25 protein-coding genes are annotated in these 26,269 nt (G+C 73.0%); 14 read left to right on the top strand and 11 right to left on the bottom strand.

The features are described from left to right. Window positions 1–91: 91 nt before the first annotated feature. The 7 genes from RBR11_RS15095 to RBR11_RS15065 are packed head-to-tail and all read left to right on the top strand — an operon-like array spanning window position 92 to window position 9,745. On the top strand, window positions 92–1,366 hold the full coding sequence (locus RBR11_RS15095; RefSeq protein ID WP_308490197.1) for a DUF58 domain-containing protein: 1,275 nt from the start codon (window positions 92–94) through the stop codon (window positions 1,364–1,366). Continuing rightward, entirely contained in the window at window positions 1,363–3,816 is a 2,454-nt protein-coding gene (locus RBR11_RS15090; RefSeq protein WP_308490196.1) for a transglutaminase TgpA family protein, read from the top strand. The genes RBR11_RS15095 and RBR11_RS15090 overlap by 4 nt, the downstream gene beginning before the upstream one ends. Beyond that, the gene (locus RBR11_RS15085; RefSeq protein ID WP_308490195.1) at window positions 3,813–5,033 is read left to right on the top strand and encodes an RDD family protein; all 1,221 of its coding nucleotides are present in this window, start codon (window positions 3,813–3,815) and stop codon (window positions 5,031–5,033) included. The genes RBR11_RS15090 and RBR11_RS15085 overlap by 4 nt, the downstream gene beginning before the upstream one ends. Continuing rightward, window positions 5,030–5,857 (top strand): PP2C family protein-serine/threonine phosphatase, encoded by an 828-nt coding sequence (locus tag RBR11_RS15080; RefSeq protein WP_308490194.1) that lies wholly within the window; start codon window positions 5,030–5,032, stop codon window positions 5,855–5,857. Before RBR11_RS15085 ends, RBR11_RS15080 begins: the two co-directional genes overlap by 4 nt. Then, window positions 5,857–7,266 (top strand): FHA domain-containing protein, encoded by a 1,410-nt coding sequence (locus RBR11_RS15075; protein ID WP_308490193.1) that lies wholly within the window; start codon window positions 5,857–5,859, stop codon window positions 7,264–7,266. The genes RBR11_RS15080 and RBR11_RS15075 overlap by 1 nt, the downstream gene beginning before the upstream one ends. Next, on the top strand, window positions 7,263–8,993 hold the full coding sequence (locus tag RBR11_RS15070; protein WP_308490192.1) for a serine/threonine-protein kinase: 1,731 nt from the start codon (window positions 7,263–7,265) through the stop codon (window positions 8,991–8,993). Before RBR11_RS15075 ends, RBR11_RS15070 begins: the two co-directional genes overlap by 4 nt. Next, window positions 8,981–9,745 carry a hypothetical protein gene (locus tag RBR11_RS15065; protein WP_373889805.1) on the top strand — a complete coding sequence of 255 codons (765 nt, stop codon included), beginning with the start codon at window positions 8,981–8,983 and terminating at the stop codon, window positions 9,743–9,745. Before RBR11_RS15070 ends, RBR11_RS15065 begins: the two co-directional genes overlap by 13 nt. 65 nt (window positions 9,746–9,810) lie before the next feature. Here the strand turns inward: RBR11_RS15065 and RBR11_RS15060 are convergent, their stop codons facing one another. Continuing rightward, window positions 9,811–10,275, bottom strand: coding sequence for a recombinase family protein (locus RBR11_RS15060; RefSeq protein WP_308490190.1), 465 nt, complete (start codon window positions 10,273–10,275; stop codon window positions 9,811–9,813). A gap of 137 nt (window positions 10,276–10,412) precedes the next feature. After that, entirely contained in the window at window positions 10,413–11,285 is an 873-nt protein-coding gene (locus RBR11_RS15055) for a sigma-70 family RNA polymerase sigma factor (protein ID WP_308490189.1), read from the bottom strand. A gap of 72 nt (window positions 11,286–11,357) precedes the next feature. Between RBR11_RS15055 and RBR11_RS15050 the strand changes: the two genes are divergently transcribed. Further along, window positions 11,358–12,110 (top strand): SDR family oxidoreductase, encoded by a 753-nt coding sequence (locus RBR11_RS15050; RefSeq protein WP_308490188.1) that lies wholly within the window; start codon window positions 11,358–11,360, stop codon window positions 12,108–12,110. A gap of 22 nt (window positions 12,111–12,132) precedes the next feature. Here the strand turns inward: RBR11_RS15050 and RBR11_RS15045 are convergent, their stop codons facing one another. Further along, the gene (locus RBR11_RS15045) at window positions 12,133–13,908 is read right to left on the bottom strand and encodes an aldehyde dehydrogenase family protein (protein WP_308490187.1); all 1,776 of its coding nucleotides are present in this window, start codon (window positions 13,906–13,908) and stop codon (window positions 12,133–12,135) included. Window positions 13,909–14,132: 224 nt separating this feature from the next. Continuing rightward, window positions 14,133–14,396: a glutaredoxin family protein gene (locus RBR11_RS15040; protein ID WP_308490186.1), complete on the bottom strand. Its 264-nt coding sequence runs from the start codon at window positions 14,394–14,396 to the stop codon at window positions 14,133–14,135. Between the two features lie 169 nt (window positions 14,397–14,565). On the opposite strand from RBR11_RS15040, the gene RBR11_RS15035 reads away from it, so the two are divergent. After that, window positions 14,566–15,741, top strand: coding sequence for a glycosyltransferase (locus RBR11_RS15035; RefSeq protein ID WP_308490185.1), 1,176 nt, complete (start codon window positions 14,566–14,568; stop codon window positions 15,739–15,741). Window positions 15,742–15,778: 37 nt separating this feature from the next. Here the strand turns inward: RBR11_RS15035 and RBR11_RS15030 are convergent, their stop codons facing one another. From RBR11_RS15030 to RBR11_RS15005, 6 genes are all read right to left on the bottom strand, one after another. After that, a complete protein-coding gene (locus tag RBR11_RS15030; RefSeq protein ID WP_308490184.1) occupies window positions 15,779–16,921 on the bottom strand; it encodes a xylanase in 1,143 nt (380 codons plus the stop codon). 72 nt (window positions 16,922–16,993) lie between these two features. Next, a complete protein-coding gene (locus RBR11_RS15025) occupies window positions 16,994–17,620 on the bottom strand; it encodes a response regulator transcription factor (protein ID WP_308490183.1) in 627 nt (208 codons plus the stop codon). Beyond that, entirely contained in the window at window positions 17,617–18,834 is a 1,218-nt protein-coding gene (locus tag RBR11_RS15020) for a sensor histidine kinase (protein ID WP_308490182.1), read from the bottom strand. Before RBR11_RS15020 ends, RBR11_RS15025 begins: the two co-directional genes overlap by 4 nt. 12 nt (window positions 18,835–18,846) lie before the next feature. Beyond that, complete coding sequence (locus RBR11_RS15015) at window positions 18,847–19,671, bottom strand: ABC transporter permease (protein ID WP_308490181.1); 825 nt, start codon at window positions 19,669–19,671, stop codon at window positions 18,847–18,849. Further along, window positions 19,668–20,639 carry an ABC transporter ATP-binding protein gene (locus tag RBR11_RS15010; protein WP_308490180.1) on the bottom strand — a complete coding sequence of 324 codons (972 nt, stop codon included), beginning with the start codon at window positions 20,637–20,639 and terminating at the stop codon, window positions 19,668–19,670. The genes RBR11_RS15015 and RBR11_RS15010 overlap by 4 nt, the downstream gene beginning before the upstream one ends. Before the next feature lie 114 nt (window positions 20,640–20,753). Beyond that, complete coding sequence (locus RBR11_RS15005; RefSeq protein WP_308490179.1) at window positions 20,754–21,152, bottom strand: RidA family protein; 399 nt, start codon at window positions 21,150–21,152, stop codon at window positions 20,754–20,756. A 108-nt stretch (window positions 21,153–21,260) separates the two neighbouring features. Here RBR11_RS15005 and RBR11_RS15000 point away from each other — a divergent pair, with 108 nt between their 5' ends. The 4 genes from RBR11_RS15000 (at window position 21,261) to RBR11_RS14985 (ending at window position 23,939) form a co-directional block, all read left to right on the top strand. Continuing rightward, window positions 21,261–21,452 carry a hypothetical protein gene (locus RBR11_RS15000; protein WP_308490178.1) on the top strand — a complete coding sequence of 64 codons (192 nt, stop codon included), beginning with the start codon at window positions 21,261–21,263 and terminating at the stop codon, window positions 21,450–21,452. Between the two features lie 100 nt (window positions 21,453–21,552). Beyond that, a complete protein-coding gene (locus tag RBR11_RS14995) occupies window positions 21,553–22,740 on the top strand; it encodes a sensor histidine kinase (protein WP_308490177.1) in 1,188 nt (395 codons plus the stop codon). Then, window positions 22,737–23,399, top strand: a complete 663-nt coding sequence (locus tag RBR11_RS14990) for a response regulator transcription factor (RefSeq protein ID WP_308490176.1) — start codon at window positions 22,737–22,739, stop codon at window positions 23,397–23,399. The genes RBR11_RS14995 and RBR11_RS14990 overlap by 4 nt, the downstream gene beginning before the upstream one ends. 201 nt (window positions 23,400–23,600) lie before the next feature. Then, on the top strand, window positions 23,601–23,939 hold the full coding sequence (locus RBR11_RS14985; RefSeq protein WP_308490175.1) for an SHOCT domain-containing protein: 339 nt from the start codon (window positions 23,601–23,603) through the stop codon (window positions 23,937–23,939). Between the two features lie 58 nt (window positions 23,940–23,997). Here RBR11_RS14985 and RBR11_RS14980 read toward each other — a convergent pair whose 3' ends face one another. Then, window positions 23,998–25,041 carry a LacI family DNA-binding transcriptional regulator gene (locus RBR11_RS14980; RefSeq protein ID WP_308490174.1) on the bottom strand — a complete coding sequence of 348 codons (1,044 nt, stop codon included), beginning with the start codon at window positions 25,039–25,041 and terminating at the stop codon, window positions 23,998–24,000. Window positions 25,042–25,179: 138 nt separating this feature from the next. Between RBR11_RS14980 and RBR11_RS14975 the strand changes: the two genes are divergently transcribed. After that, window positions 25,180–26,250, top strand: a complete 1,071-nt coding sequence (locus tag RBR11_RS14975; RefSeq protein ID WP_308490173.1) for a C45 family autoproteolytic acyltransferase/hydrolase — start codon at window positions 25,180–25,182, stop codon at window positions 26,248–26,250. Window positions 26,251–26,269: the final 19 nt, after the last annotated feature.

The raw sequence follows: 26,269 nt of genomic DNA, 5'->3' as shown, positions 1-26,269 counted from the left end.
CGTCCCCGGTCCCTGAGCTTGTCGTAGGGCCACCCACCAACCCAGGTCCCTTCGACAGGCTCAGGGACCGACCGACACAGAGAGCACGCGCATGACCACGAGCACGACGGCAGAGGCGCGGAGCGCCGCGCCCGCGCGCGCCTCCGGGCGCGAGGCGGGCTGGCGCGACATCGCCGGCCTCGTGCTCGCGCGCGTCGGCGCCCGGCTGCGCCTGATCGCGTCGGCGGTGCGCCCTCTCGCCTGGGTGCTGCTCGCCGCGGCGGCCGTCTGCGTGCTCGTCGCCCTGCCGCTCGGCTGGATCGAGCCGGCGGTGATCGCCCTCGTGCTGGCGATCGTGGTCGTGCTGTGCGGGCTGTTCCTCATCGGCCGCACCGCCTACGACGTCACTCTCGACCTCGCCCGCACCCGGGTCGTCGTGGGGGAGCGGGCGGTCGGCGCTCTCACGCTCGCGAACCGCGGCACGCGCGCGATCCTGCCCTCCCGCGTCGTGCTGCCCGTGGGCGGAGGGCGCGGGGAGTTCGGGATCAAGCGGCTCGCGCCCGGCGAGGAGGCGGAGGAGCTCTTCGCGATCCCCACGCACCGCCGCGGTGTGGTCTCGGTCGGCCCGGTCAGCGTCGTGCGCGGCGATCCGCTCGGTCTCTTCGAGCGCGCGCACCGCCGCGACGAGCCGATCGACCTGTTCGTGCACCCGCGCACGATCCTGTTCGACGGTCAGTCCCTCGGCTTCCTGCGCGACCTCGACGGTCTGCCCGCCGCCGACCTCTCCCGCGACGACGTCTCCTTCCACGCCCTCAACGAGTACCAGCCCGGTGACGACCTGCGCCGCGTGCACTGGCGCTCCTCGGCGCGCACCGGCGTGCTCATGGTGCGCCAGTACGAGGAGACCCGGCGCTCGCACTTCGTCATCGGCCTGAGCCGCGCGGCCGCCGACTACGCCCAGCCCGACGAGTTCGAGCTGGCGATCTCGCTCGCCGGATCCGTGGGGCTGCGCGCGATCCGCGACTCGCAGCACGTCGAGCTGCGCGTGCAGGGTCGGGCCCTGCCGTCCGGCACCGGCAAGCAGCTGCTCGACTCGCTCGCGGGCGTCGAGGAGGGGCGCGCGAAGGGGCGCGGCCTGTCGGCCCTCGCCGGTACCGTCGCCGCGCACATGCCGCTGTCCAGCGTGGTCGTGCTCGTCTGCGGCAGCCGCACGACGCCCGACGAGCTGCGCACCGCGTGCGCACGGCTGCCGTTCGGATCCCGGGTGCTCACGATCGTCGCCGACCTGGGCGCCGCCCCGTCGCTGCGCCGGATCGGCGAGGCCGACGTCATCACGGTGGGAGCGCTCGAACAGCTGCCGCTCGCCCTCGGGAAGGTGCTCGCATGACCGCCCCCGCTCCCGCCGAGAAGGCCCGGAAGACGCCCAAGACCTGGCGGGTGCCGCTGAAGCCGCGCCGCGTCGCCGTCGACCTCGTCGCGGTGGCCCTGCTGATCGGCGCCGGCATCGCCGGCTGGTGGCCCTCGTTCGCCGGGCCCGCCTACCTGCCCGGGGCGATCGGCGGTCTCGTCCTCGGGCTCGGCGTCGCCCTGCTCTGCGCCTGGCGCGGCTGGGGGATCCTGCCCACCGCGGGCCTCGCGCTCGTCGCGTACTTCCTGTGCGGCGGTGCGCTCGCGCTGCCGCAGACCACGCTGTTCGGGGTCGTCCCCACCGGGAGCACCGTCGGCGCGCTGGCCTCGGGTGCCATCACGAGCTGGAAGGCCATGCTCACCACGGTCGCCCCGGTGGCCGTCGGCGACGGCTACGGGCTCGTCCCGTTCCTGTCCGCGCTCGCGGCGTCCGTGCTCTCCGCCGGTCTCGCGCTGCGGCTGCGGCGTGTCGCCTGGGCGCTGATCCCCGCGAGCGCGCACCTCATGCTCGTGATCGCGATGGGCGTGCCGGATCCCGCCGCCCCCATCGCCCAGGGCGTCGTGTTCGCGCTCGTCGCCGTTGGCTGGCTGGCGTTGCGCGGGACGGGCTCCAGCGCCGACGCGGCCGTCTCGGTGAGCCAGGCGGATCCGTCCCGCGCGTCCCACATGCGCCGCCGCCGGATCGTCGCGGGAGCCGCGGTGCTCGTCGTCGCGGGCCTCGCCGGGACGGGGGCCGCGACCGCGACCACGCTCGCCGAGCCGCGGCACGTGTTCCGCGACGTCGTGCTGCCGCCGTTCGACGTGCACCAGTACGCGAGCCCGCTGCAGTCCTACCGCGGGTACGTGAAGGACCACCGCCAGGACACCCTGTTCACCGTGAAGGGCCTGCCCTCGGGTGCCCGCGTGCGGATCGGCACGATGGACGCCTACAACGGCGTCGTCTACGACGTGTCGGACAAGGGCGTGGGCTCCTCCGGCGCGTTCAGCCCGATCCGCGACAACATGTCCGCCGATGCGCGCGGCGCCGACGCCACCCTCACCGTGTCGATCGACGCGTACAAGGGCGTATGGCTGCCGGACGCGGGCGACGTGAGCAGGATCGCGTTCGCGGGATCCGACGCCGACGCGCTGCGCCGCAGCACCTACTACAACGAGTCGACCGGCACCGCGGTCTCCACCCGCAAGGTCGGCAAGGGCGACACGTACACGGTCGACACGGTGATCCCGAAGACGTGGAGCGACAAGGAGCTGGACGGGCTCGCGTTCGGTCACGTCGACATGCCGAAGCAGGCGGATGGCCCGGAGAAGCTCACGAACATCGCATCGGAGGCGGTCGCGGACGCGAAGACGCCGATCGCGCAGGTGCGCGCCCTCGTGAAGTACTTCGCCGACGGCGGCTACTACAGCCACGGTCTGCAGGGCGAGGCGCCCTCCCGCGCCGGGCACACCGAGGAGCGCATCGCGACTCTCCTCAACGGCGAGCAGATGATCGGCGACGACGAGCAGTACGCCGTCGCGATGGCGCTCGCCGGCCGCGACCTCGGGATCCCCGTGCGCGTGGTCATGGGCTTCTACCCCGACAAGCCGGACAAGAGCGGCAGCTTCTCGGCCAACGGCGACGACCTGCACGCCTGGGTCGAGGTCAACTTCGAGAAGGCCGGCTGGGTGGCGTTCGATCCGACCCCGCCGAAGGACAAGGTCCCGCAGGACCAGATCACCAAGCCCAAGGTCGTGCCGAAGCCGCAGGTGCTGCAGCCGCCGCCCCCGCCGCAGGAGCCGGTCGACCTCCCGCCGACCGTGCCCGACCAGCGCGGCAGCCAGGACGGCCCGAACGCGTTCCTCGGCGTGCTCGGCGCCGTGCTCGCGATCGGCGGCAGCGTGCTGCTGGTGCTCGCGATCCTGGCCTCGCCCTTCGTCGCGATCGGCGCATGGAAGGCCGCGCGCCGGCGCAAGCGCCGCGCCGCCGTGCTCACCGCCGACCGGATCAGCGGGGGCTGGGACGAGCTCACCGACCGCGCCGTCGACTACGGCGCGCGGATCCCGGCGGGTGCGACGAGGGCCGAGGAGGCGCAGACCGTCGCGGCCGCGCTGACCGTGCCCGCGGTCACCGTGCTCGCCGGCCACGCCGATGCCCAGGTGTTCGGCCCGTCCGAGCCCACCGTCGAGGACGTGGACGCGTTCTGGCGCGAGGTCGACGACATCGTCGGCGGGCTGAGCGCGTCCGCCGGCTTCCGCAAGCGCATGCTCGCCCGGTTGAGCCTGCGCTCGCTGCTGGGCGGATCGCGGATATCGTCGGGCGTGCAGAGCCTGCGCGAGGCCGCGGCGGAGCGGATCCGGCGCCGTCCTGGCGGCGGCTCGAGCGGAGCCGACACGATCGAGAGCACCCCTGCCCGGGGCGAAGGCCCCCGAGCCGAGAGCGAGACCCCATGACACAGTCCCCCGGAACGGATGCGCTCCCGGTCGCACCGATCGCGCGCCGCGTGGGCGCGTACGTCATCGACGCCGCGATCGTGTGGGCGATCCTCCTCGTCGGCGGGATCGCCTCGACGGCGACCGCCGCGTCTGCAGGCAGCGCCGTGGCGGCGGTCGGCGCCTCGCTGCTCGGGCTCGGCGTGACGAGCGTCGTCGCGCTCGCCTGGTTCTTCGTCTACAGCGCCCTGCAGGGAGCGGGGGGATCCGTCGGCATGCGTGCGCTGAGGCTGCGGCTCGTGCACGCCGACTCCGGGACGCCGCTCGGCTTCGGCCGGGCGCTGCTGCGCAACGTCGTGTTCGGCCTGAGCACGGCCATCGTGGTCGGCTGCTTCACGCCGCTGATGGACGGATCCGGCCGCAGCCAGGGGTGGCACGACCGCGCCGCCGGCGCTCTCATGCTCGACGCCCGCCCCGCCGCCGCCCTCCCGGTCCCTGAGCCCGTCGAAGGATCCTCGCTCTCCCCTCTCTCGGTCCCTGAGCCTGTCGAAGGGCCCTCGCCCCTCCCGGTCCCTGGGCCCGTCGAAGCGCCCTCGTACGCTCCCACGGGCCACACCCTCCCGACCGCCCCGGGCTCCTACGACGCGCCCGTCATCGCCCTCGACGACGAGTTCGACCCGCACGACGCCACGGTGCTGTCCGCGGTCGCGCACGCCGCACAGACCACGCACGAGGACGAGAACGCGATGATCACGGTCGTCCCCGGGATCAGCCCCTCGGTCCCGGCACCTGCCCCGACGCCCGCGTCCGGCCCCGAGTCCGTCGTCCCGGCGTGGACCGCCGTGGATCCCGCGCCCGTCGCCCGGCCCGCCGAGGAGGACGACGACCTCGAGGAGACCCGGATCAGCATCCCCGGCCACCGCCTGCTGTTCGTCTGGGACGACGGAGCCAGGGCCACGGTCTCCGGGCGCACGCTGTTCGGACGCAATCCCGCTCCCGAGCCGGGCGCGGCGGTCGTCGTCGTCCGCGACGAGACCCTGTCGCTGTCCAAGACGCACTTCGAGGCCGGGGCCGAGGCCTCCGGCGGGTGGGTCATGGACCGGCACTCCACGAACGGCACGACCGTCGTGCGCGACGGCGTGCGCATCGCCTGCCCGGCCGGGGAGCGCGTGCGGATCCGCCTCGGCGACGCGATCGAGATCGGCGACCGGATCGTGACCATCGGAGGCTACGCATGACCGCACCCATCGTCGTGCGCACCGGATCCGCGACGCACACCGGCCTCCGGCGGACGCTGAACGAGGACGCGCTCCTCGCGCAGGCGCCGCTGTTCGTCGTCGCCGACGGCATGGGCGGCCACCGCGCCGGCGACGTCGCGAGCGCCACGGTCGTCGAGGAGTTCGCCGTCCTGCTCGGACGCCCCACGCTGAGCATCGACGACGTGAGCTTCGCGCTCGCCCGGGCGCGCGCCGCGGTCGACGCGATCGCCGGCGAGGGCACCTCGAGCGCGGGCACCACCCTCAGCGGTGTCGCCGTCGCCGAGGTCGACGGCGTCGGCTACTGGCTCGCGATGAACATCGGCGACTCCCGCACCTACCGGCTCGCGGGCGGGGTTCTGGAGCAGATCTCGGTCGACCACTCCGTCGTGCAGGAGCTCATCGACGCGGGCGAGCTGCTCGCCGCGGACGCCCAGCGCGACCGCCGCCGCAACATCATCACGCGGGCGATCGGCGCGGGCAGCACCGGCGAGGCCGACTACTGGATGATCCCCGCGACGACGGGCGACCGGATCCTGGTCTGCTCCGACGGGCTCAGCTCCGAGGTGGGCGACGAGGAGATCCGCGAGACGCTCGTCCTCATCGAGGACCCCCAGGCGGCCGCGGTCCGGCTCGTCGACCGGGCGCTCGAGCACGGCGGCCGCGACAACGTGACCGCGATCGTCGTGGACGCCACCCACGTGACCACACGCCCCGGCGGAGCAGGATCCGCGGACGGCGCCGACGAGGACGACATCGATTCCGACACGCGACCGCGTGCCGAGGCCATGGGAGGGATGCGCTGATGAACACCGTGTACCGCGCAGGATCCTGGTATCTGCTGATCGGCCCGCAGGCCGTGGTCGCACTGCCGCCGGACGCGTCGTCCACGCTCGTCGACGGGCTGTGGGAGCGGATCGGATCCGACGACACCGCGTTCGCCGACATCGTGGACGCGCTCTCCGCGGCGGGCGGCGGCTCGTTCGCGGCGATCCCGCCGTTCGCGGCGATCGTGCGCGAGGGCGAGGACGCCCGGGTCGCGGTGCGCGGCCGGGTCAGTGCGCAGGTCGTCACGGCGGCCGGCGTGCAGGAGATCTCCGGCGCCGAGGTCACCACGTGGAGCGAGCGCTTCGTGCCCGGCGTGATCGGTGCGGAGATCGTCGTCGAGGACCGCGGGGATGCCGTCGCCCTGCCGATCGTGGCCGGCATCGTCCGCGCCTCCCGCGCCGCCTTCGGCGCCCCGCCTCTGGTCCCCGAGCCGTCCCCCGTCCCGGTCCCTGAGCCTGTCGAAGGGACGTCGCCCGAACGCGAGGACGCTTCGACAAGCTCAGCGACCGACTTCGGAGCGCTTCTCGCGGACGACTCCACCCCGGTCCCCGAGCCCGTCGAAGGGACGTCGCCGGAGGAGGGCCCCGCCCCGGTCCCCGAGCCTGTCCCGGTCCCTGAGCCTGTCGAAGGGACGTCGCCCGAACGGGAGGACGCTTCGACAGGCTCGGCGACCGACTCCGCCGTAAGCGACGAGGCGCCGGCCTCGCCTGAAGACCTCGACGACGCCGGCGACACGGTCCTCTCGGTCGCCGCGATGACCCCGCCCGCCGACACGATCCTGCCGCCCGCCGACACGATCGCCCCGCCGCTCGGCGGGCACACCCTCGATCTGCGCCCGGTCGGCAGCCTCGACGACCCGGCCGACGAGGTGTACGCCGTAGACGACGGCGATCACGACGGCGCGACGGTCTCGCTCGCCCAGGCGCGTGCCCTGCGCGAGGCCGCCGAGGGCGCGGCCGCCGGATCCGCCCTGCCCGACCCGATCCGTCCGGGGCCGGTTTCCGCCGTCCCCGGCTTCGGCGCACCCGGCCCCGTCGTCCCGGCCGCCGGCCCGCGGATCCGCATGTCCACCGGCCAGGTGATCGCGCTCGACCGCACCGTCGTGATCGGCCGCCGCCCGCGTGCGACCCGCTCGACCGGCGCGACGCTGCCGCACCTCGTCGCGGTCGACAGCCCGCAGCAGGACATCTCGCGCAGCCACCTCGAGATCCGGCCCGAACCCGACTCCGTCGTGGTCCTCGACCTGCACACCACGAACGGATCCACACTGCTGCGCCCGGGGAAAGATCCCGTCCGCCTGCACCCCGGCGAGCAGACCGTCGTCGTCACCGGGGACGTGATCGATCTCGGCGACGGGGTCACCGTCGGCTTCGAGGATCTGCCGTGAGCCGCCCGCCGTCCCCGCCGCCCCGGCTCGACGGGTTCGACTACATCGAGCCGCTCGGCACCGGCGGCTTCGCCGACGTGTTCCTGTACGAGCAGCAGATGCCGCGCCGCCGGGTCGCGGTCAAGGTGCTGCTCGCCGACCGGCTCGCGTCCGGCGCCGCCCAGGAGTTCGCCGACGAGGCGAACGTCATGGCGATGCTGTCCACGCACCCCGCGATCGTCACGATCTACCAGACCGGCGTCGCCGAAGACGGCCGCCCGTATCTGGTGATGGAGTACTGCCCGCGTCCGAACCTGCAGCAGCGCTCCCGCAAGGAGCCGTTCAGCGTCGCCGAGGCGCTCCGGGTCGGCGTGCAGGTCGCGGGCGCCGTCGAGACCGCGCACCGCGCCGGGGTGCTGCACCGCGACATCAAGCCCGCGAACATCCTGGTCACGGCGTACAACCGTCCTGCCCTGACCGACTTCGGCATCGCCTCGACCACGGGCGCGGTGAGCGAGGCGGCGGGCATGTCGATCCCGTGGTCCCCGCCGGAGTCCTTCGGCGACCCGCCCCAGGGCGGGGTCCGCAGCGACGTGTACGCGCTCGCCGCCACGATCTCCACGCTGCTCACCGGGCGGAGCCCGTTCGAGAAGCCCGGCCAGCGCAACAGCGGGGCTGATCTGATCAGCCGGATCGAGGCCGAGCCGCTGCCGCCGCTCGGCCGCGCGGACGCGCCGGAGAGCCTGACCCGCGCCCTCGAGCGCGGCATGGCGAAGAACCCGGCCGACCGGTTCCCGAGCGCGGTGGCCTTCGCCCGGGCGCTGCAGAAGATCCAGATCGAGCTGTCGCACTCGGTGACGCCGATCGACATCGTCGACGACCACCAGCTCGAGCCCGAGCCGGAGGAGGACGACGACGGTCTGACCCGGGTGCGCGAGGTCATCAGCATCGACCCGAGCCACACCGCGACGCGGCCCTCCGCGACGACGAGCCCGCTGCTGCCGCCGGCGGCCCCGGCCGCCCCGGGCCCGCGCTTCGACCGGCCCGCCCCCGCCGCACCGGCCGAGGATCACGACGCCGCCGATGCGACCGTGGTCCGCCCCACCGCCCCCGCGCTCCCGGACGACGACGACCCGACCCGGGTGCGCCCGCCGCAGGTGCTGGATCCGGAGCCCGCCGGCCACGCCCCCACCGGCCACACGCTGTCCGCCACGAGCCTCTCCCGCCGGCCCGGCGCCCCGGCCGAACCGCCGTCGCCGCCGGCGCCGGCCGCGCCGGAGCCCGGCACCGCGGCCGATCCCGCCGCCCTCACCGCTGCAGAACCGCCCGGCTCCCGCCGGGGCCTGCTCTGGGGCCTCGTCGCCGCGGCCGCCGCGGTCGTGCTGATCGGCGGGTCGATCGTGACGGTCGACCTGCTGAACGCGAACCCGCCGAAGCCGCTGTCCAGCCCAACCGTCACGTCCGAGCCGCAGGATCCGCTCGCCGACATCGTGCCGACCCCGAAAGACATCGCCGGCGCCCCGGACGGCGCGGGCGGCGTGCACTTCACCTGGACGAACCCGAAGCCGCAGTCCGGCGACCGGTTCACCGTCACCGAGGTGAGGCTGAGCGGCGACGGACCGGCCAGGCTCGTCGACGCGACCGCGGTCACCGTGGCGGCGCAGACCGGCGGCCAGACCTGCATCCTCGTGGAGCTGCGCCGCACCGACGGACGCAGCTCGTCGCCGGTGCGGGGGTGCACCCCGTGACCGGGAGGACGGATCCGGTCGCGCCCTCGCAGGTGACCGTCGAGTTCGCCGGCGAGTACTTCACGATCGCGCCGGGAGGGAGGTTCGTGCTCGGCCGCGAGGGCGATCTCGCGATCGACGACAACCTGTTCCTGCACCGGCACTTCCTCGAGATCGTCGAGTCCGGCGGGCTCTGGTGGCTGGCGAACATCGGCACCCGGCTGCAGGCGACCGTGACCGACGCGAGCGGCGGCGTGCAGGCCTGGCTCGCCCCGGGCGCCCGGCTGCCGCTGGTCTTCGCGACCACGACCGTGGTGTTCTCGGCCGGGCCGACGACCTACGAGTTCACGATCCTCTCCTCCGCGCCGACGTTCCGGCCCACCCGGCCCGAGCTCGACGGCATCGGCGACTCGACGATCGGCGAGGTGCCGCTCACGGTCAGCCAGAAGCAGCTGCTGCTCGCCCTCGCCGAGCCGCTGCTGCGCCGCGACGGCAGCGGGATGAGCTCGATCCCGTCCAGCGCCGCCGCCGCGGATCGCCTGGGCTGGACCCTCACCCGGTTCAACCGCAAGCTCGACAACGTGTGCGACAAGTTCGACCGGATCGGTGTGCCCGGCATGCGCGGCGGTGCCCGCGGATCCGCGACGAACCGGCGCACCCGGCTCGTGGAGCACGTGATCGCCTCCCGGCTGGTCACCAGGGAGGACCTGGATCTCATCGACCCTGCGCGGGTCGCGCTCGACCAGGCCCTGCACGGCAACGACGCCGAGTGAGCCTGGGCCGGCGGGCCCTGGTCCCTTCCGGTGGTGCTTCCTGCGGCGGTGAGGCTGGCGGGCGCTCAGCGGCCGGCGTCGGCGAGGTGGCGCGCGTTGTGCCCGAGGACCTTGACCATCACGCCGTGACGGCGCAGCTCGGCGACCGTGCTCGTCTCCTCGTCGCGGTCGCGGCCGAGCGCGTGCACGTTCGAGACGACGAGGACATCGCCGGCGCGCAGCGTGGCGATGAGCCGGGCGATCCGGTCCGTCCAGCTCTCCAGGATGTCGGGTGCCGGATGACGGAACCCCTCGATCGGCACGCCGAAGCGGGTGAGGTCGTCGCGCTGCTGCACGACGGACGGCATGCCCTCGCGGGCGACGACGAGGCCGACGAGGCGCGATCCGTCCGGTTTCGCCGACCACCAGTCGCGGTTCTGCTGCAGCTCGGTGAAGCACTTCGGGCATTCGGCGGCCGCGTGCGGCAGGTGCAGCGGGCTCGTCAGCGCATCGTCGAGTGTCTCGTCGCGTTCGTGCGTCGCTTCGCTCATGTCGCACCTCCTCGGGATCCATTCTGCCCTGGATCCGCGGGCGGATCGCTCCGCGGGGGACGCTCGCAGAGGATCCCTCAGCTGTTCCCGCCGGTGCGGTGGAGCACCGCCGCGTCCGCTCGAGGCTCCGGCGCCGGTCACGCGCCGAGCAGCGTCGCGGCGTCCAGGCCGGCGAGCCGCGCCTGATCGGCGAGGACGTCCAGGCCGACGATCCGGTCGCCGTCGATCTCGAAGGCCATGAGCGAGACGACCCGCCCGCGCAGCACGGCAGCGACGCCCGGGCGCCCGCCCAGCAGCACCGGCACGGAGTGGGTCGCGAGATGCGCCGCGGTGCGCGCGGAGGCGGCGATCTCGGCGGCGCCCTCGAGGCGCACCGCGGAGGCGCCGTAGTCGGCGTGCAGCACCGCGTTCTCGTCGAGCAGGCCGAGCAGCCGGCTCAGATCGCCCTCCTGCACCGCGAGCAGCCAGGCGTCGACCACGGCCCTGCTCCGTGCCGCGGGCACGCGCGCCGGGGCGTCGGTCCCGCGTATCCGGCGCCGGGCGCGCGACGCGAGCTGCCGCGCCGCCGCGGGGGAGCGGCCGAGGGCCTCACCGATCTCCTCGAACGACTGGCCGAACACGTCGTGCAGCACGAACGCCAGGCGCTCCGCCGGGGCGAGCAGGTCGAGCACGGTGACGAGGGCGACGGCGACGCGCTCGTTGCCCGCCGCGACGGCGGCCGGATCCGGATCCTCCGACGCGCGTTCCTCCCAGGCGTCGACCGCCCACGGGTCCGCCTTCGCGACCCGGGCGGACCGCAGCACGTCGAGGCTCAGCCGGGAGACGACCGTAGTGAGCCAGCCGTCGAGGTTCTCGATCGCGTCGACGTCGGCGAGGGCCAGCTTCAGCCAGGCCTCCTGCAGCACGTCGTCGGCCTCGGCGCTGGAGCTGAGCAGCCGGGTCGCGACCGCGCGCAGCCGCGGGCGGCGGGACTCGAACTCGGCGGCGAGAAGATCCGGATCGATGGGCATGTCACATTCTCCTTCGGTGGTCCGTCATCAGGGTGACGGGGCACGCGGCCCCGATGTGACGAAGGAGCGATCATGACCACCACCATCCTCGTGACCGGCGGAACCGGCGGCCTCGGCAGCCATGTCGTGCCCCTGCTCGCGGCGCACGACGTCGACATCCGAATCCTCACCCGCCACCCGCGCCCGGACGAGGGGCGGGTGACCTACGCGGCCGGGGACACGGTCGAAGGCACCGGGCTCGCCGCCGCGATGGCGGGCGCCGACGTCGTGCTGCACCTCGCCGGCGGCCCCAAGGGCGACGACGTCGGCACCGCGCACGTCGTCGACGCGGCGCGCGCCGCTGGCGTCGGGCACGTCGTGATGATCTCGGTCATCGGCGCCGAGGGCATGCCGATCGGGTACTTCCGGCGCAAGGCGGAGGCGGAGCGGATCCTCGCCGCGGGCGGCGTGCCGTGGACGGTGCTGCGTGCGGCGCAGTTCCACTCGTTCGCGTACGGCATGGTGCGCCCGATGGCGAAACTGCCGATCGTGCCGGTCATGAAGGACGTGCGGCTCGAGCCCGTCGCCGTGCAGGACGTCGCGGCACGGCTGGTCGAGCTGGCCCTCGGTGCTCCGCAGGGGCGGGTCGCCGACCTCGCCGGACCCGAGGTGCGCTCGCTGGAGAGTCTCATCGACGCGCTTCCCGGCAGGAGTCGTCCGCACCTGCGGTTCGGCCTGCCCGGCGCGGTCGGCCGCGCCTACCGCAGCGAGGCGAACCTCGCCGGCGGCACCGTGCAGCGCGGCACCGGCACGTGGAGCGAGTTCCTGGCGGACCAGGCGGCGTGACGGGCGGATCCGGATCGGCGGCTCAGGCCCGCATCGCCTGCACGAGCGTGCGGAGCAGGGCCAGCACGCCGCCGCGGGCGCGATAGCGGGTGAGGCCCTCGCTGACCTCGGCCGCGGTGCGCGACGACACGAACCACGGCGGCTTCGGCAGGATCGTGAACCGGCCGCCGTCGCGCACGATCGACGCGGACCGCGGGAACGGACGGAACGGTCCGCGCAGGACCGAGCGCTCCACGTCCGCGAGCAGCAGTCCGTTGTGCACGACACCGATCCCGCTGCCCACGTCGTCGATCGTGTTCCCCGGGAACGCGCCCCAGGTCACGGTCGGGGTGACGAAGCCGAAGGCCGTCCAGGTGTTGATCGCGATGGATCCGTAGCGCAGCGCCGTGATGGCGCGCTCGAAGCCGCCGCCGAGCAGCGTCTCGGTCGTGGGGTCGATCAGCACGTTCGCGGCCAGCGTGCCCTCGAGCCTCTCGTTCGCGTGCGCGACCGCCGCGTCCAGGAACTCCTGGCCGAGCCCGGGCAGCTGCTCCACGCCGAGGACCGGCGCGAAGTACTCCGTCGTCTCCAGCGCCGTGGCGTCGTCGCCCTCGCGGATCTCGACGAGCAGCCGATCGGCGAGCACCAGTGCGTCCGGGTAGTCGCGGGACGCCTGTGCCATCCGGTCGGAGGAGTGCGGATACCAGATCGGGCGCTCCGGGGCGATCGCGTAGGCGCGGCGCAGCTCGATGAGGAACTGGTCGCGCTGCGCCCAGTCGGAGGAGAGGATCACGACCTGCCCTGCGAGGCAGTTGTGCCCCGCGTTCTGCAGGCGCATCGTGGCGACGTGCTCGGCCTGGAAGCGGAGGTCCTGCGGGGACCACTCGCCCGGCACGACGATGACGGGCGAGACGCCGCCGAGCTCGGCGGTGATCGGCTTCTTCAGGCGGGGCCGGTTCTCGCGCTTGCGGCGCTTGGTCTGGTCGGATCCGGCACCCGCGGACGGACCCCAGACGATCGCGTCGAACGTGGCGGAGGATCCCGTCACGTGCACATGCGCGAATGCGTCGTGCCCGGTCAGGTGGGCGCCGACGTCGGATCCGCCGCGGACGATCCGCAGGAACCCGGGGGCGATGAGCGGGGCGAGCGCCTTCTCGTACACGGGCACGAGCGAGTCCTGCGTCGGGTTCACCTTGAGCAGCACGACCCGGTCGAACGCGAGCAGCTCGTACAGCACGTCCAGCACGGGGATCGAGGTGACGTTGCCGGCGCCGAGCACGAGGCCGATCCCGCCGGTCGCGGTCTCCCGTCCCTCGGCGGGCTCCGCCGTCGGCCGGACGAGGGGACGGCGCTGGGCGAGGCCCGCCCGGGCCCGGGCGTCGCCCGGCGTGACGCCGGGGGTGAGCCACACCTCGCCGGTGTAGCCGGAGAGCAGCACCTTGTCGATCCCGAGGAGGGGGAACGAGTGCACGCGGGTCTGCCCGCTCGTGGTGCGGTCGACGCGGATCCCGTCCAGCGGGTTGCGGCCGTCCGCGATCCGGTCGAGCGTCTCGATGTAGGCGTCCACGGCGCCGAGCGTCGCGTACGGTCCGCTCAGCCACTCCTCGCCGCGGAGGGCGTGATCGTCGGCCAGCTGCTTGGATCGCACGGCGGCGCGCACCCAGTCACGGGCGCTCGCCGCGACCGTGCGGCGCACTCCGCGCAGCAGAGTGACCCGCTGCCCGACGGTGAGCGCGGACCAGGTGCGGGAGCCCGTCTGCAGGGCGGCGATGGCGGCCTCGATCGGCGCACGGACCTCATCGGCGAGGGTTTCGGGCATCGTCATCTCCTTCGACGCTGTCGCTTTCACCCTACGCGACCCGGCTCCGCGGAGCTCCATGCCGGAGGAACCCGGTCGCACGAATCGTGGGACCGGGGCTCAGGCGGAAGGTCTCACCCGTTTGGGGCGTGATTTCACGGTTTGGGGCGCGCCACGCCGGGATTCCCGGGCATACTGCGCCCCAAACGGGAGAAGACGCCCCGAAACGGGGAGTCAGCGACAGGTCAGATCAGCGCGAGCTCGCGGAGCTTGGCCTCGACGTCCGCGTTCGACGGCTCCACGTGGTGGGAGGAGTCGGGGTAGACGACCACGGGGATGTTCGTGCGGCCGGAGATCTCCTTGGCGACGTCCGCGGCGGCGGGGTCCTCGATCAGGTCGATGTAGGTGTACTCGATGCCGAGCTCGTCGAGCTGCTTCTTGGTACGGCGGCAGTCGCCGCACCAGTCGGCGCCGAACATGGTGATGGTGTCAGAGGAAGGGATCGTCATCCTTCCAGGATAGGGCGGGTTTCCTGGGCGGGGGCCGGGTCGCAGAGGGCGTCGACGACCCGGATTCACCCGCCGTTCGCCCGGGCGGAGGAGAGTGGGCTGACAGGAAAGGCGCAGGTTCCGCATGACTTCGCATGGGAGCATGTCAGGGACGAGTCAGAGGAGGGGCATGAGCGACACGTCTTCGGACGCGGTCTTTTCGGCCACGATCGTCCCTTCAGCGACGGTGATCGTGCCGACGTTCAACGAACGCGACAACATCGCCGAACTCGTCTCGCGCGTCGCCGACGCCATGGACGGCCGCGAGGTCGAACTGCTCTTCGTCGACGACAGCACCGACGACACCGCCGACGTGATTCGCGGGATCGCCCGCTCCGCGTCCATCCCGGTCCGCGTCCTGCACCGCGATGACGCGGTCGGCGGCCTCGGCGGCGCCGTGGTCGAGGGGATCCGCGCGGCTGCGCACGACGTCTGCATCGTGATGGACGGCGACCTGCAGCACCCGCCGGAGCTGCTGCCCGACTTGGTCGAGCGGCACCAGGAGGGCGACGCCGACGTGGTGATCGCCTCCCGCTACATCGGCGGCGGCGACAACGGCGGGCTCGCCGGCGCGATGCGCGTCGCGGTCTCGCGCAGCGCCACCACGCTCACGAAGGCGATGTTCCCGATCCGGCTCTCCGGCGCCTCCGACCCGATGACCGGGTACTTCCTCGTCGACCGCCGGCGGATCGACCCCGCCGCGCTGCGGCCGAACGGCTTCAAGATCCTCCTCGAGATCCTCGTGCGCTCCGACGTGCGCATCGCCGAGGTGCCGATGGAGTTCGGCGAACGGCTGCACGGCGAGTCCAAGGCCTCCTTCGCGCAGGGCATGGCCTTCCTCAAGCACCTCGCCCGTCTGCGCTTCGGCAAGATGTCCCTCTTCGCGATCATCGGCGGCGTGGGCGCGCTCGCGAACCTCGCCATCATGTGGGCGCTCACGCACCTGGGCATGGAGTACATCTGGGCGGCCGTGATCGCCGCCGAGGTGACGATCATCGGCAACTTCATCCTGCAGGAGCGCTACGTCTTCAACGACATGCGCGACGAGGCGTCGAGCATCGGCGTGCGGTTCGCCCAGTCGTTCACGTTCAACAACGTCGAGGCGGCGCTGCGGATCCCGATCCTCGCCCTCATGGTCGAGACCTGGCACATCTCCAGCATCCTCGCCGCCGCGATCTCGCTCGTGGTCGCGTTCTTCGTGCGCTTCGTGTTCCACTCGCTCGTCGTCTACGCGCCGCGCCGTTCGGTGCGCGCCGGACGCCGCGTCGAGCGCGCCATGGTCGACGCCGAGGCCGCCGCGGAGTAGCCCGTCGACCGGATCCCCCGGTCGACGACCGAACCCGTCAGCCGATGTTCTTCCTCAGGCCGTCGACCGTGTCGCCGTAGTTGATCCGGATCACCGGCAGCTCGAGCTTCGGGGTGCCGATCTTCACATAGCCGTACTCGATCGTGCGGGCGAGCAGGAAGCCGGCCTTGGTGACGCCCGCCTCGGCGGTCGCGTCGTAGTGGCCGTACGGGTAGGCGACGACCTCCTTGACGCCGAGGATCTGCGCGGACCTCTCCAGGTCGGCGGCGACCTGGTCGGCGGGCACGTTGACCATCAGGCCCTTGCCGTTCGCGCCGGGCCGGTGCATGTCGTTCGTATGCGAGCGCTGCAGCACGTACGGGGAGGGAGAGCCCTCCTGACGCGCACTGGTGATCACGAACGACGTGGTGAGCAGCCTGTTCTCGGTCACGACCGGCACCGCGAGCTGCAGCCAGGTCGAATCCGCGTCGTCGTCGGTGATGATCAGGGAGTGCTTCGGCAGGAACAGCTTCCCGTCGATGAAGGCGTTCAGCTCGTCCCAGGTCGGCATGTAGAACTTCTGGGACGAGACATACGCCATCTGCGTCTTGAAGTCCTCGATGTAGACGTAGTTCTTGCGGAGCCAGTTGTTCTCGCCGCCGGGCTTGGTCGTGAACTGGTGGTACATCAGGATCGGGATCCGCGCGGCCGTCGCGGCGTTCTGCTCGGGCGTCGTCCACGCCGCGTACAGCGTGCGCTCGTGGTCGGTGCAGGTCGTGAGCTGGGATCCGTTGACCCGGTCGGTCTGCGTCTGCGCGGCCGCGGGCGTCGGGTACCAGCCGGCGAACACGGATCCGGCGCGCTCGGGGATGGGCAGCCCGGTGAACAGCGCACCATCGGTCTGCAGCATCGGCGGCAGCGTGATCCCGTCGCCCTGGAACGACACGGCGCACGCCCTCGCCGGATCGGCGGCGGTCTTCAGCAGCGCCTGCGCGGGGGTGAGCGGGGTGAGCGTCGGGGTCGGCGTGTGCGGCGCCGCCACCTTCGCGGACGGGCCGGGGCCGAACAGTGCGTGCACGGTCGTGGTCGTGATCAGTGCCAGGACGGCGATGGAGAGCACGACGATGAGGGTGATCCAGGCACGACGCCGAGGGGTGACCTTGAGGGAGGGGCGTCGCGGCGCGGGGGAGGGGCCGGACATGATCCAGAGTGTAGGGGATCCCGCTGAACGCGCCGGACCAGGAGGCTCAGGCTGACGCGCCCGCCGCCCGGATCAGAGCAGCCAGCCGCGGTCTTCGGCGATCCGCGCCGCGTCGGCCCTGGTGCGCGCCTCGAGCTTCTGCATGGCCGACGACAGGTGGTTTCGGGTGGTGCCTTCGGACAGGTGCAGGCCCCGGGCGACGTCGGAGATCGTGCCGCCGTCGCGGGCGGCGGCGAGCACCTCCGCCTCCCTCGGTGTCAGCGGGGACGGGCCGGCGGTGAGCGCGTCGGTGGCGAGGGCCGCGTCGATCACGGTCTCGCCGCGCATCACCCGGCGCACGACGTCGGCGAGCTCGGCGGCCGGGGTGTCCTTGACGACGTAACCGGTCACGCCGGCGGAGAGCGCCCGGGAGAGATAGCCCGCACGGCCGAAGGTCGTGACGATGACGATCCGGACCCCCGGGTGCGCGGCGCGCAGCCGGGCGGCGGCGGTGAGGCCGTCGATCCCCGGCATCTCGACGTCGAGCAGGGCGATGTCGGGGCGGTGCTCGGCGGCGGCCGGCAGCACCTCGTCCCCGCGGCCGACCTGGGCGATCACCTCGAGGTCGTCCTCCAGCCCCAGCAGGGTCGCGAGCGCGCCGCGCACGAGCGCCTGGTCGTCGGCGAGCAGGATCCGGATCGCGTCCTCGCGCTTCGTCACGCGCTCACCTCCAGGAGGAACCCGCCGTGGGCCGACCGGGCGATCCGCAGCGCGCCGCCCGCGTCCGCGGCCCGCTCGGCGAGGCCGCGCAGGCCGGTGCCGGTCTCGCCGCCGGGCTGCGGACCGGATCCGTCGTCCTCGATGACGATGCGGCCGGGGGTCAGCGCGACCCAGCACTCGGTCGCGCGGGAGTGCCGGATGACGTTGGTCCCGGCCTCGCGGAGCGTCCAGCCGAACAGCTCCCTGTTCCGCTCCGGCACGTCGTCGGTCGTCGTCGGCAGGTGCGCGGCGATGCCCGCGGCGGAGAGCAGGGTGCGCAGGGAGGCGAGCTCGCTCGCGATCCGCACCTGGCGATGACCGGACACCACGGCGCGCATGTCGCCCAGGGTCGCGCGGGCGAGATCCTGCACTTCGCGGATCTCGCGGGCGGCGGCCCGAGGATCCCGTTCCGACAGCGTCGCGGCGAGCTCGGCCTTGAGCGCGATCGCGGAGAGGGAGTGCCCGAGGATGTCGTGCATGTCACGGGCGACGCGGTTGCGCTCCTCCTCGACGGCGACCTCGGCGAGGGCCGTCTGCGCCCGGCGCAGCTGCTGCATCGTGCGGAGGTTGCGGGCGAAGGAGGCCATCAGCGTGCCGACCGACACGATGATGAGCGGGATCGCCCAGGCCCCCACCCCCGCGGACGCCGCCGCCGGTTCGCCGGCCATCAGCACGGCGTTGACCACGAACGCCAGGATCGCGAGGGCGACGATCGCGAGCATCGAGGCCGTGGTGCCGCCTAGGCATACGGCCGCGGCCACGGCGACGTACACCCACAGGCCGGTCATGCCGGATCCGAGCGAGACGATGAACGGCACCGACGCCACGAGCAGCACCGTCGGCGGCAGCCACTCCCAGCCCGAGCGGATCCAGATCGCGACCGGGACCGAGGCGATGAACATCAGCCCGAACACGAGCACGGCACCCGACCACGCCCACGCCGCCGCCGTCGGCGCCTGGACGAGCAGCGGGATGACCACGAACCCGAACTCGAAGAGCAGGCTGATCACCGCGCCGGGGTACCAGAACCGCGATCCCGGAGCGAGGAACCCGGCGCGGAATCTCCCCCATCCCCCGGCGGGGGCGCCGGCGGGCGGCTCCATGAACCCGGACGCGCGGGGGACGGGAACCGCGGCCGGAGCCGCGATCCCCGTCTCCGGCCGCACGCGCGTCACGGGCGGTCGCCGTCAGACGCGCTTGGTGTCGCGGCGGAACATCAGCACGGCGAGGCCCGTGAAGACGAGGAACCAGACCACCAGGTTCGGCACCGACCAGCCGTCGGGGGCGACGCCCATGACCGCGTTCTGGGACAGGTTCGCGATGCCCCACAGCGGGGTGAACTTCGCGCCGATCTGGATCGCCTGCGGCATGATCGCGAGCGGGACGAACAGGCCGCCCATGAAGCTCAGGATCGGCAGGATCGGGCCGAGATAGCGCATCGCGTTCTGCGCGGGGAAGGCGTAGCCGACCGCGAGGCCGAGGCTGGTCAGCATGAGCGAGCTCAGCCAGGCGAGCAGGCCCGCGGGGATGAGGTTGCCGAGCGGGGCGGTGATGCCGAGGGCGACGCCGACGATCATCGTCACGATCACGGCGATCGCGCCGAGGACCATGCCGCAGGCGACCTTGACCAGGATGTACACGACCGGGTTCAGCGGTGTCAGCCGCAGCTGGCGGCTCCAGCCCTGGGCGCGCTCGGCCGCGACCGAGACGCCGGTCATGGTGCTGGCGACCATGGCGCCGTACACGGCCATGGAGATCATGATCGGCACGGCCGCCGACATGCCGCCCTGGCTGACCGGGACCGGGGTGACCGCGGTGTGCTTGTTCGGCAGGCCGATCATGATGAGCATCGCGATCGGGAAGATCAGCGTGAACACGACGACGCTGGAGTTGCGGAACAGCCGCTTCAGCTCGATCCCGAGGAACGTGAGGCTGAACCCGCCGAGGGCGGGGACGCGCCGGGAGTTCGGATCGATCCGATCCAGGCGCTCGGTGACGGTGGCCATGGTCATTCCCCCTCCGTGTCGTCGCCGAGTTCTTCGGTAGAGGTGAGGCGGAGGAACGCCTGCTCCAGGTTCTGGCTGGTGATCGTGACGTCCCGCGCGGACGTGCGGGTCAGCAGGTGGCGCGCGACGACGTCGGAGTCGTTCGCGCGGATGATGATGCGCGGGCCGCGCACGTCGACGGACTCGACGCCGGCGAGTGCCGCGATCTCGGCCCGGGCGGACCCGTCGGTGTCGCTCCACTCCGCCTCGATCGTGCGGCCCGAGGCCATCGCCTTGATCTCGGCGGTGGTGCCGTCGGCGACGATCCGCCCCTTGCGGATGAGGATGATCCGGTCGGCGTACTGGTCGGCCTCCTCGAGGTAGTGCGTCGCGAAGAGCACCGTGCGGCCGCGCTGGGCGTCGGCGTGGATCGCCTGCCAGAACGAGTGCCGGCCCTCGACGTCCATCCCGGTGGTCGGCTCGTCGAGCACGATGAGGCCCGGATCCGACAGCAGCGCCATCGCGAAGCGGAGCCGCTGCTGCTGCCCGCCGGAGCACTTCTGCACCTTGCGGTCGGCGATGTCACCGATCCCGGCCCGCTCGAGTGCGGCGTCGATGCTCGTGGTGTGCGCGAACAGCGAGGCGGTCAGCTTCATGGTGTCGCGGACCGTGACGTCGCTGAGCAGGCCGCCGGTCTGCATGACCGCGGACACGAGGCCGCGGCCGATCGCCTGCCGCGGGGGGAGCCCGAACAGCGACACCGCGCCGTGGTCGGGCTGGGAGAGGCCGAGGAGCATGTCGATCGTGGTGGTCTTGCCGGCGCCGTTCGGGCCGAGGAAGGCCACCACCTCGCCCTGCGCGACCTCGATGTCCACGCCGTCGACGGCGGTGAAACCGCGGAAGCGCTTGGTCAGCCCCGTCGCCTCGATCGCCGAGCGCGGCGCGGCGCCGGCCCGGGGCGGAGTGACGGTCGAGGCCGTCTGTGTCTCGTTCATGTTCTCCAGTCTGCGCCGTGCACGGGTCTGCGCACGATGAACGATGTCACGGATCTCCTATGACATCCGTCATGACGTGGATCCGGGCCCGTTGCGGCTCTCGACGGCCGGCCGTCAGGGCGCGAGCGCTGCGACGGCGCCGAGCTCGATGAGGGCGCCGGGGACGCCCAGACCGACCACACGGGCGGCGGTAACGAGCGGCGGGGCGCCGGCGCGGGCGAGCTTCGGCCCGACGGCTCCGTACGCGGCCCGGAGATCGGCGTCCTGGTGGATGAGGACCGTCCAGCCGACGACGTCCGCGAGCGTGGCCCCGGCCGCGGCGAGGGCGGCCTCGGCGTTCTCCACGGCGCGGGCGGACTGCACGGCCACGTCGCCGGACACGACCGCGCCGGTCTCATCCACGCCGTTCTGGCCGCCGACGTGGATGATCGTCGACCCGGGCGGGATCACGGCGACATGGCTGAAACCCGGGCTCTGCACGAGCCCCTCGACGTGCGGATAGGAGATGCTCATGCCCGCGAGCGTAGCGACGGCCCCGGACATTCCCCGGGGCGCCCGACGGGAATCGGGCGGACCCGCGGCGCGGTAGGATCGAGAGGCCCAACAGCAGGAGGTTGTTCCGTGATCCTTCACTACATCGTGTTCGTCGTACTGTTCGTCGGCGGAATCCTGTGCCTGGGCATCGCCAGCGGCCTGCCCGCCTGGCAGGGCGTCGTCTTCGTGGCGGGCATCCTCCTCATCAGCGGCGCCCTCGCCTACATGATGCGCGAGCACGGCGGCGCCACCAAGCGCACGCGCTCCTGGGACAACTGAGTCCGGTCTGACCCGGACCGTCCCCCTACTCCCCGGGGAGTAGACCGGGAGCACCCGGCGGGCGGATCCGCCGCGCAGCCGGCCGGATTAGCATCGGAGGATGCCGGATCCGCTGCACTTCGACCCCGCCTTCGCGGGCCGAGCGGAGTGGGGACCGCCCGCACGGGTGCGGCTGATCATCCCGGTCGTGATCAGCCTGCTGATCCAGGTTCCCGCGTCGCTCTGGATCGCCGCGCACGCCGGTCCTTACGGCCTGCACTGGCGCATGATCCTGCACCTCGCGCTCGCCGTCGCCGGTCCCCTCGCGCTGCTCTTCGCGCGCCGCCACCCGGGCCCCACGGTCGCGGTCGTGACCGGGCTCGCCCTGCTCGACGTGCTGATCACCCCCGTGTACGGTCCGCCGTACGTCGCGCTGGCCTTCGCCGTCGTCGGGGCGGTCGCCCGCGGGGCGGCGGTGTGGGCGGGGGCGTCGGTCGCGGCCGGGTGGACCGCCGCGATCCTCGTCGGCGTCGCCGTCGGACGGATCTGGCATCCCGGGATCATCGTCGCGGCGACGGTCGCGCTCGGGATCTGCTTCGCGGTCGGCGCGTTCATCCGCGGGCGCGGAGCCCGCTACGCCGCGATGCGGGTCGAGGCGGAGCACCGCCAGCGGAGCGCGGAGGAGCGCGAGCGCGTGCGCATCGCCCGGGAGCTGCACGACGTGCTCGGGCATGCCCTGTCGCAGATGAACGTGCAGGCCAGCGTCGGACTGCACCTGTTCGACCGGGATCCCGAGCAGGCGCGCACGGCCCTGGAGAACGTGAAGAACACCTCGAAGCTCGCGCTCGAGGAGGTGCGCGGCGTGCTCGGCGTGCTCCGCGACGGGGAGGCGCCGCTCGTGCCGCAGGCGGAGCTCGCCGAACTGCCCCGGCTGATCGCCGGCCTCACCGCCCCCGGTCTCGACATCGCGCTCGACGACCGGCTGGGCGAGCGCGCTCCGAGCCGCGCCGCGCAGTTCGCCGCCTACCGGATCGTGCAGGAGGCGCTCACCAACGCCGTCCGGCACGCGCAGGCCGCGCACGTCCGCGTGGCGCTGGAGCGCAAGGAGGATCCGGATCCGAGGCTCGTCGTGACGGTCGCCGACGACGGTCAGGGTTTCGGATCCGAGGATCCCGGCACCTCCGGTCACGGTGGCGTGCTCGGCATGCGGGAGCGGGCGGCGCTGCTGGGCGGCCGGATCGCGTTCATGAACGGCGAGAACGGGGGCGCGCTCGTCGTCGCCTCCCTGCCATGGGGGAGGGCCTCATGATCCGGGTCGCGCTCGCGGACGACCAGCTGCTCGTGCGCGCAGGGTTCCGCGCGCTGCTCGACGCCGAGACCGGCATCGAGGTCGTCGCCGAGGCGGCAGGCGGGATCGAGCTGCTCGAACGGATCCGGGAGACGCCCGTCGACGTCGTGCTCATGGACATCCGGATGCCGGAGGGCGACGGGCTGTGGGCGACCGAGCAGATCGCCGCGGATCCGCGCCTCGCGGGCGTGCACGTCGTGATCGTGACGACGTTCGAGCTCGACGACTACGTGGCCAGGGCCGTGCGCGCCGGCGCGGCCGGATTCCTCGTCAAGGACACCGAGCCCGCCGATCTCGTGCGGGCGGTGCGCGTCGTCGCCGAGGGGGAGGCGCTGCTGTCCCCCGGCGTCACCAAGCGGCTGCTGCAGCGGCTCGCCGTCGGCCTGCGCGAGGCCCCTGCCACCGCGGTGCTCGAGGGGATCACCGACCGTGAGCGCGAGGTGCTGCGCCTCGTCGGGCTGGGCATGACCAACGACGAGATCGCCGAGCGGCTGTACCTGAGCCCGCTCACCGCGAAGACGCACGTGTCCCGGATCATGGCGAAGCTGCACGCCCGCGACCGCGTGCACCTCGTGGTGATCGCGTACGAGACGGGCCTCGTCGCCCCGGGCTGGCAGTAGCGGCGTCGCCGTCCCGGTTCGAGGAGCGATGTTTGCTCCGTTTTCGGCCGTTGGACAGCAAACATCGCTCCTCGAAACCGGATCCGTACTCCCTGCGGAGCAGGAGGAATCACTCCCCGGGCCGGATTCGCTCCGGGGCTCGGACGGCGAGGCTGGGGGTATCGGTCGAGATGCGGCCGATCCGTTCGAAGGAAGGGCATCATGCTCGCAACCGTCGCGGCCCTCGCCGCGCATCCCGGCCCGATGGGGATGGGGTTCCACCCCTTCTTCTGGCCGTTGTTCATCATCGGTCCGCTGATGTTCCTGATCATCGTGGGCCTGCTCATCGCCCTCATCGTCCGCCGCCGTCACTGGGGCTACGGACCGTGGGGCTGGCACGGCGCCCCGGGCGCCCCGGGGGCTCAGGCGCCCTGGGTCGGCAAGTCGCAGAGCCGCAGTGCGGAGCAGATCCTCGCGGATCGCTTCGCCAAGGGCGACATCGACGAGACCGAGTACCGCGCCCGGCTCGAGGTGCTGCGCGCCAACCGTCCGGAGTCCTGAACCCGGCGGATGACACCGACGCCGGCCCCACGCAGAGTGGGGCCGGCGCTTCGTCATGTCACGGCGCCTCCGTCTGCGGCGTGTGCGGCGTACGACGACTCGACGCCCGCACCCGGAAGCGCGCGCTCGTCAGGATCGGCCCGGCGCTCGGTTCTCCGGCGATCCGGGCCTGCAGCAGGTCGAGGACCGCCGATGTCGTCGCCACCGGGTTCAGCTCGACGGCCGAGATCGCCGGCCGGCTGTGCCGGGTGTGCTCCGAGTCCGACGCCGTGGCGATCATGGTCTGCTCGGGCACGCGCACCCCGCGGGCCTGAAGCCCCGTGAGAACGCCGGCCGCGTGCCGGCCGGTGAGGCAGAGCACGGCGTCCGGCACCGCGGCGTCGACGATCGCGTGAGCGGCGCGCTCGCCGCCCTCCTGGCCGTCGCCCTCCGGGACCTCGAGCACGCGGGACGCGATCCCGCGGTCCGTGCACCAGCGACGGTAGACGGCCTCGCTGTCCATGTTCCAGGCGTTCGGATCCGTGCCGCGCACGAGCGCGACGCTGCGCGCGCCTCCCGCCTCGAAGTGGTCGAGCACGCGGCGGATCGTCACCGCGTCGTCCTCCGTCGCCCAGTCGACGAAGTCGGGCCGGCTCGGATCGCGGCCGAGCGTGACGTAGGGGATCCCGCGGCGCTCGAACAGGCGGACGACCGGATCGTCGACGTGCGGCATCGCGACGATGTAGCCGTCGAGGGAGAGCGCGAGAGGGGGCGTCGGCCGGCGGGTCGGATCCGGCACGAGCATGAGGCTGAGCCCGCGATCCATCGCCTGCGACGAGGCCGCGCCGATGTACCGGGTGAACACGTCGACGCCGCGCGGGGCGTACTGGCCGAGCGCATCGAGCGAGCGCATCACGACGCCGATCGCACCCACCGAGGAGCGTCGCAGGCCCCGCGCGAGCGCGTCGGCCTGGTACTCCATCTCCTCGGCGACCCCGCGGATGCGCAGCCGGGTGGCGGCGCTGAGCGTGCCGGTGTCGTTCAGAGCCATCGAGACGGCGGCGATCGACACCCCCGCGCGCCGCGCCACGTCGTGGATCGTGACGCCCTTGGATCGCGCCATCGCGGCCCCTTCCCCGCTCGGTTCCGGCCGCCGGGGCGACCGTGTTTCGATCCGATTGTATTAAACGTTTCATACCTCTAGCGTGAACTCGCCCGCCACAGTCGACGGGCGAGAACCAGAAGAGGCCGGCCCCCCGCGATGAAGCTGCACACCCTGTCCACGTCCGCCACGGAGCCCCGCGAACGCGGTCTCGAGATCGGCGCGCGCCACGCCGCGCGGATCCGGGACACCAGCGATCGCTACCTCGCGCACTTCGCGCTGCTGGGGATCGCCGACGAGGACGTGCGGGCGATCGCGGACGGCTGCCACGCGGCGCTCCGGGCCTGGGCTCCGGGACTGGCCGAGGAGTCCGACGCGATCGCCGAGGCGGCCGGGCTCGAGAGCTGGCGCGTCGCCGCCGTCGGCGCGCGCACCGAGATCCTCGCCACCGCCCCCGGGGTCGGCGAATGCACGACCGCGGTGCTCGCCCCGCCCGCCGGCGGCGCGCCGGAGACCATCCAGACCTGGGACTGGCACGACACGCTGACCCCGGAGGGGCTGCTGCTCTCGTTCCGGACCGCCGCCGGACGCGGCGTGAAGCTGTTCACCGAGTTCGGCACCGCGGCGAAGATCGGCGTGAACGACGCCGGTCTCGGAATGCACTTCAACATCCTCCGGCACCGCTCCGACGGCGCGGGCGCGGGCGTTCCCGTGCACGCGATCGCCCGTCGCGTGCTCGAGGAGGCGGCGACCATCGCCGAGGCGCACGACATCGCCGCCTCGGCCACCGTGAGCGCGTCGACCGTGCTCACCGTCGCATCCTTCCACGGCGGCACGGCGCGGGCCGCGTCGATCGAGATGGCGCCCGCGGGCGTCGCGGTCGTGGATCCGGATCCGAACGGCTGGATCCTGCACACGAACCACTTCCTCGACCCCGTGCTGGCGCAGGGCGATGCGATCACGGCCGACTCGGTCTCCACCGAGCGCTACGCGCACGCCAGCGCGGCCAGTGCGGCCATGGTCGGCCGCACCGCCGTGGAGCGGGCGGGCGCGTTCTGCGGCCCCGATGGCGCAGGCGCGATCGTGTGCATGCGGCCCGATGCCGCGTCCCCCGCCCACGAGCAGTGGGGCACCCTGCTCACGGTGTCGCTCGACGTGCCCGGCTTCGCCCTGGACTACCGGGCGGGCACCCCCGACGAAGCGGCCCGCGAGGGCCTCGACCGGTTCTAGACCGCTGAGAGAGAGGAAG

This window comes from Microbacterium capsulatum (genome assembly GCF_030865425.1).
Lineage (GTDB): Bacteria > Actinomycetota > Actinomycetes > Actinomycetales > Microbacteriaceae > Microbacterium > Microbacterium capsulatum.
Note: the sequence above shows the minus strand (reverse complement) of the source record. Positions and strands in the feature narration are given on the sequence as shown.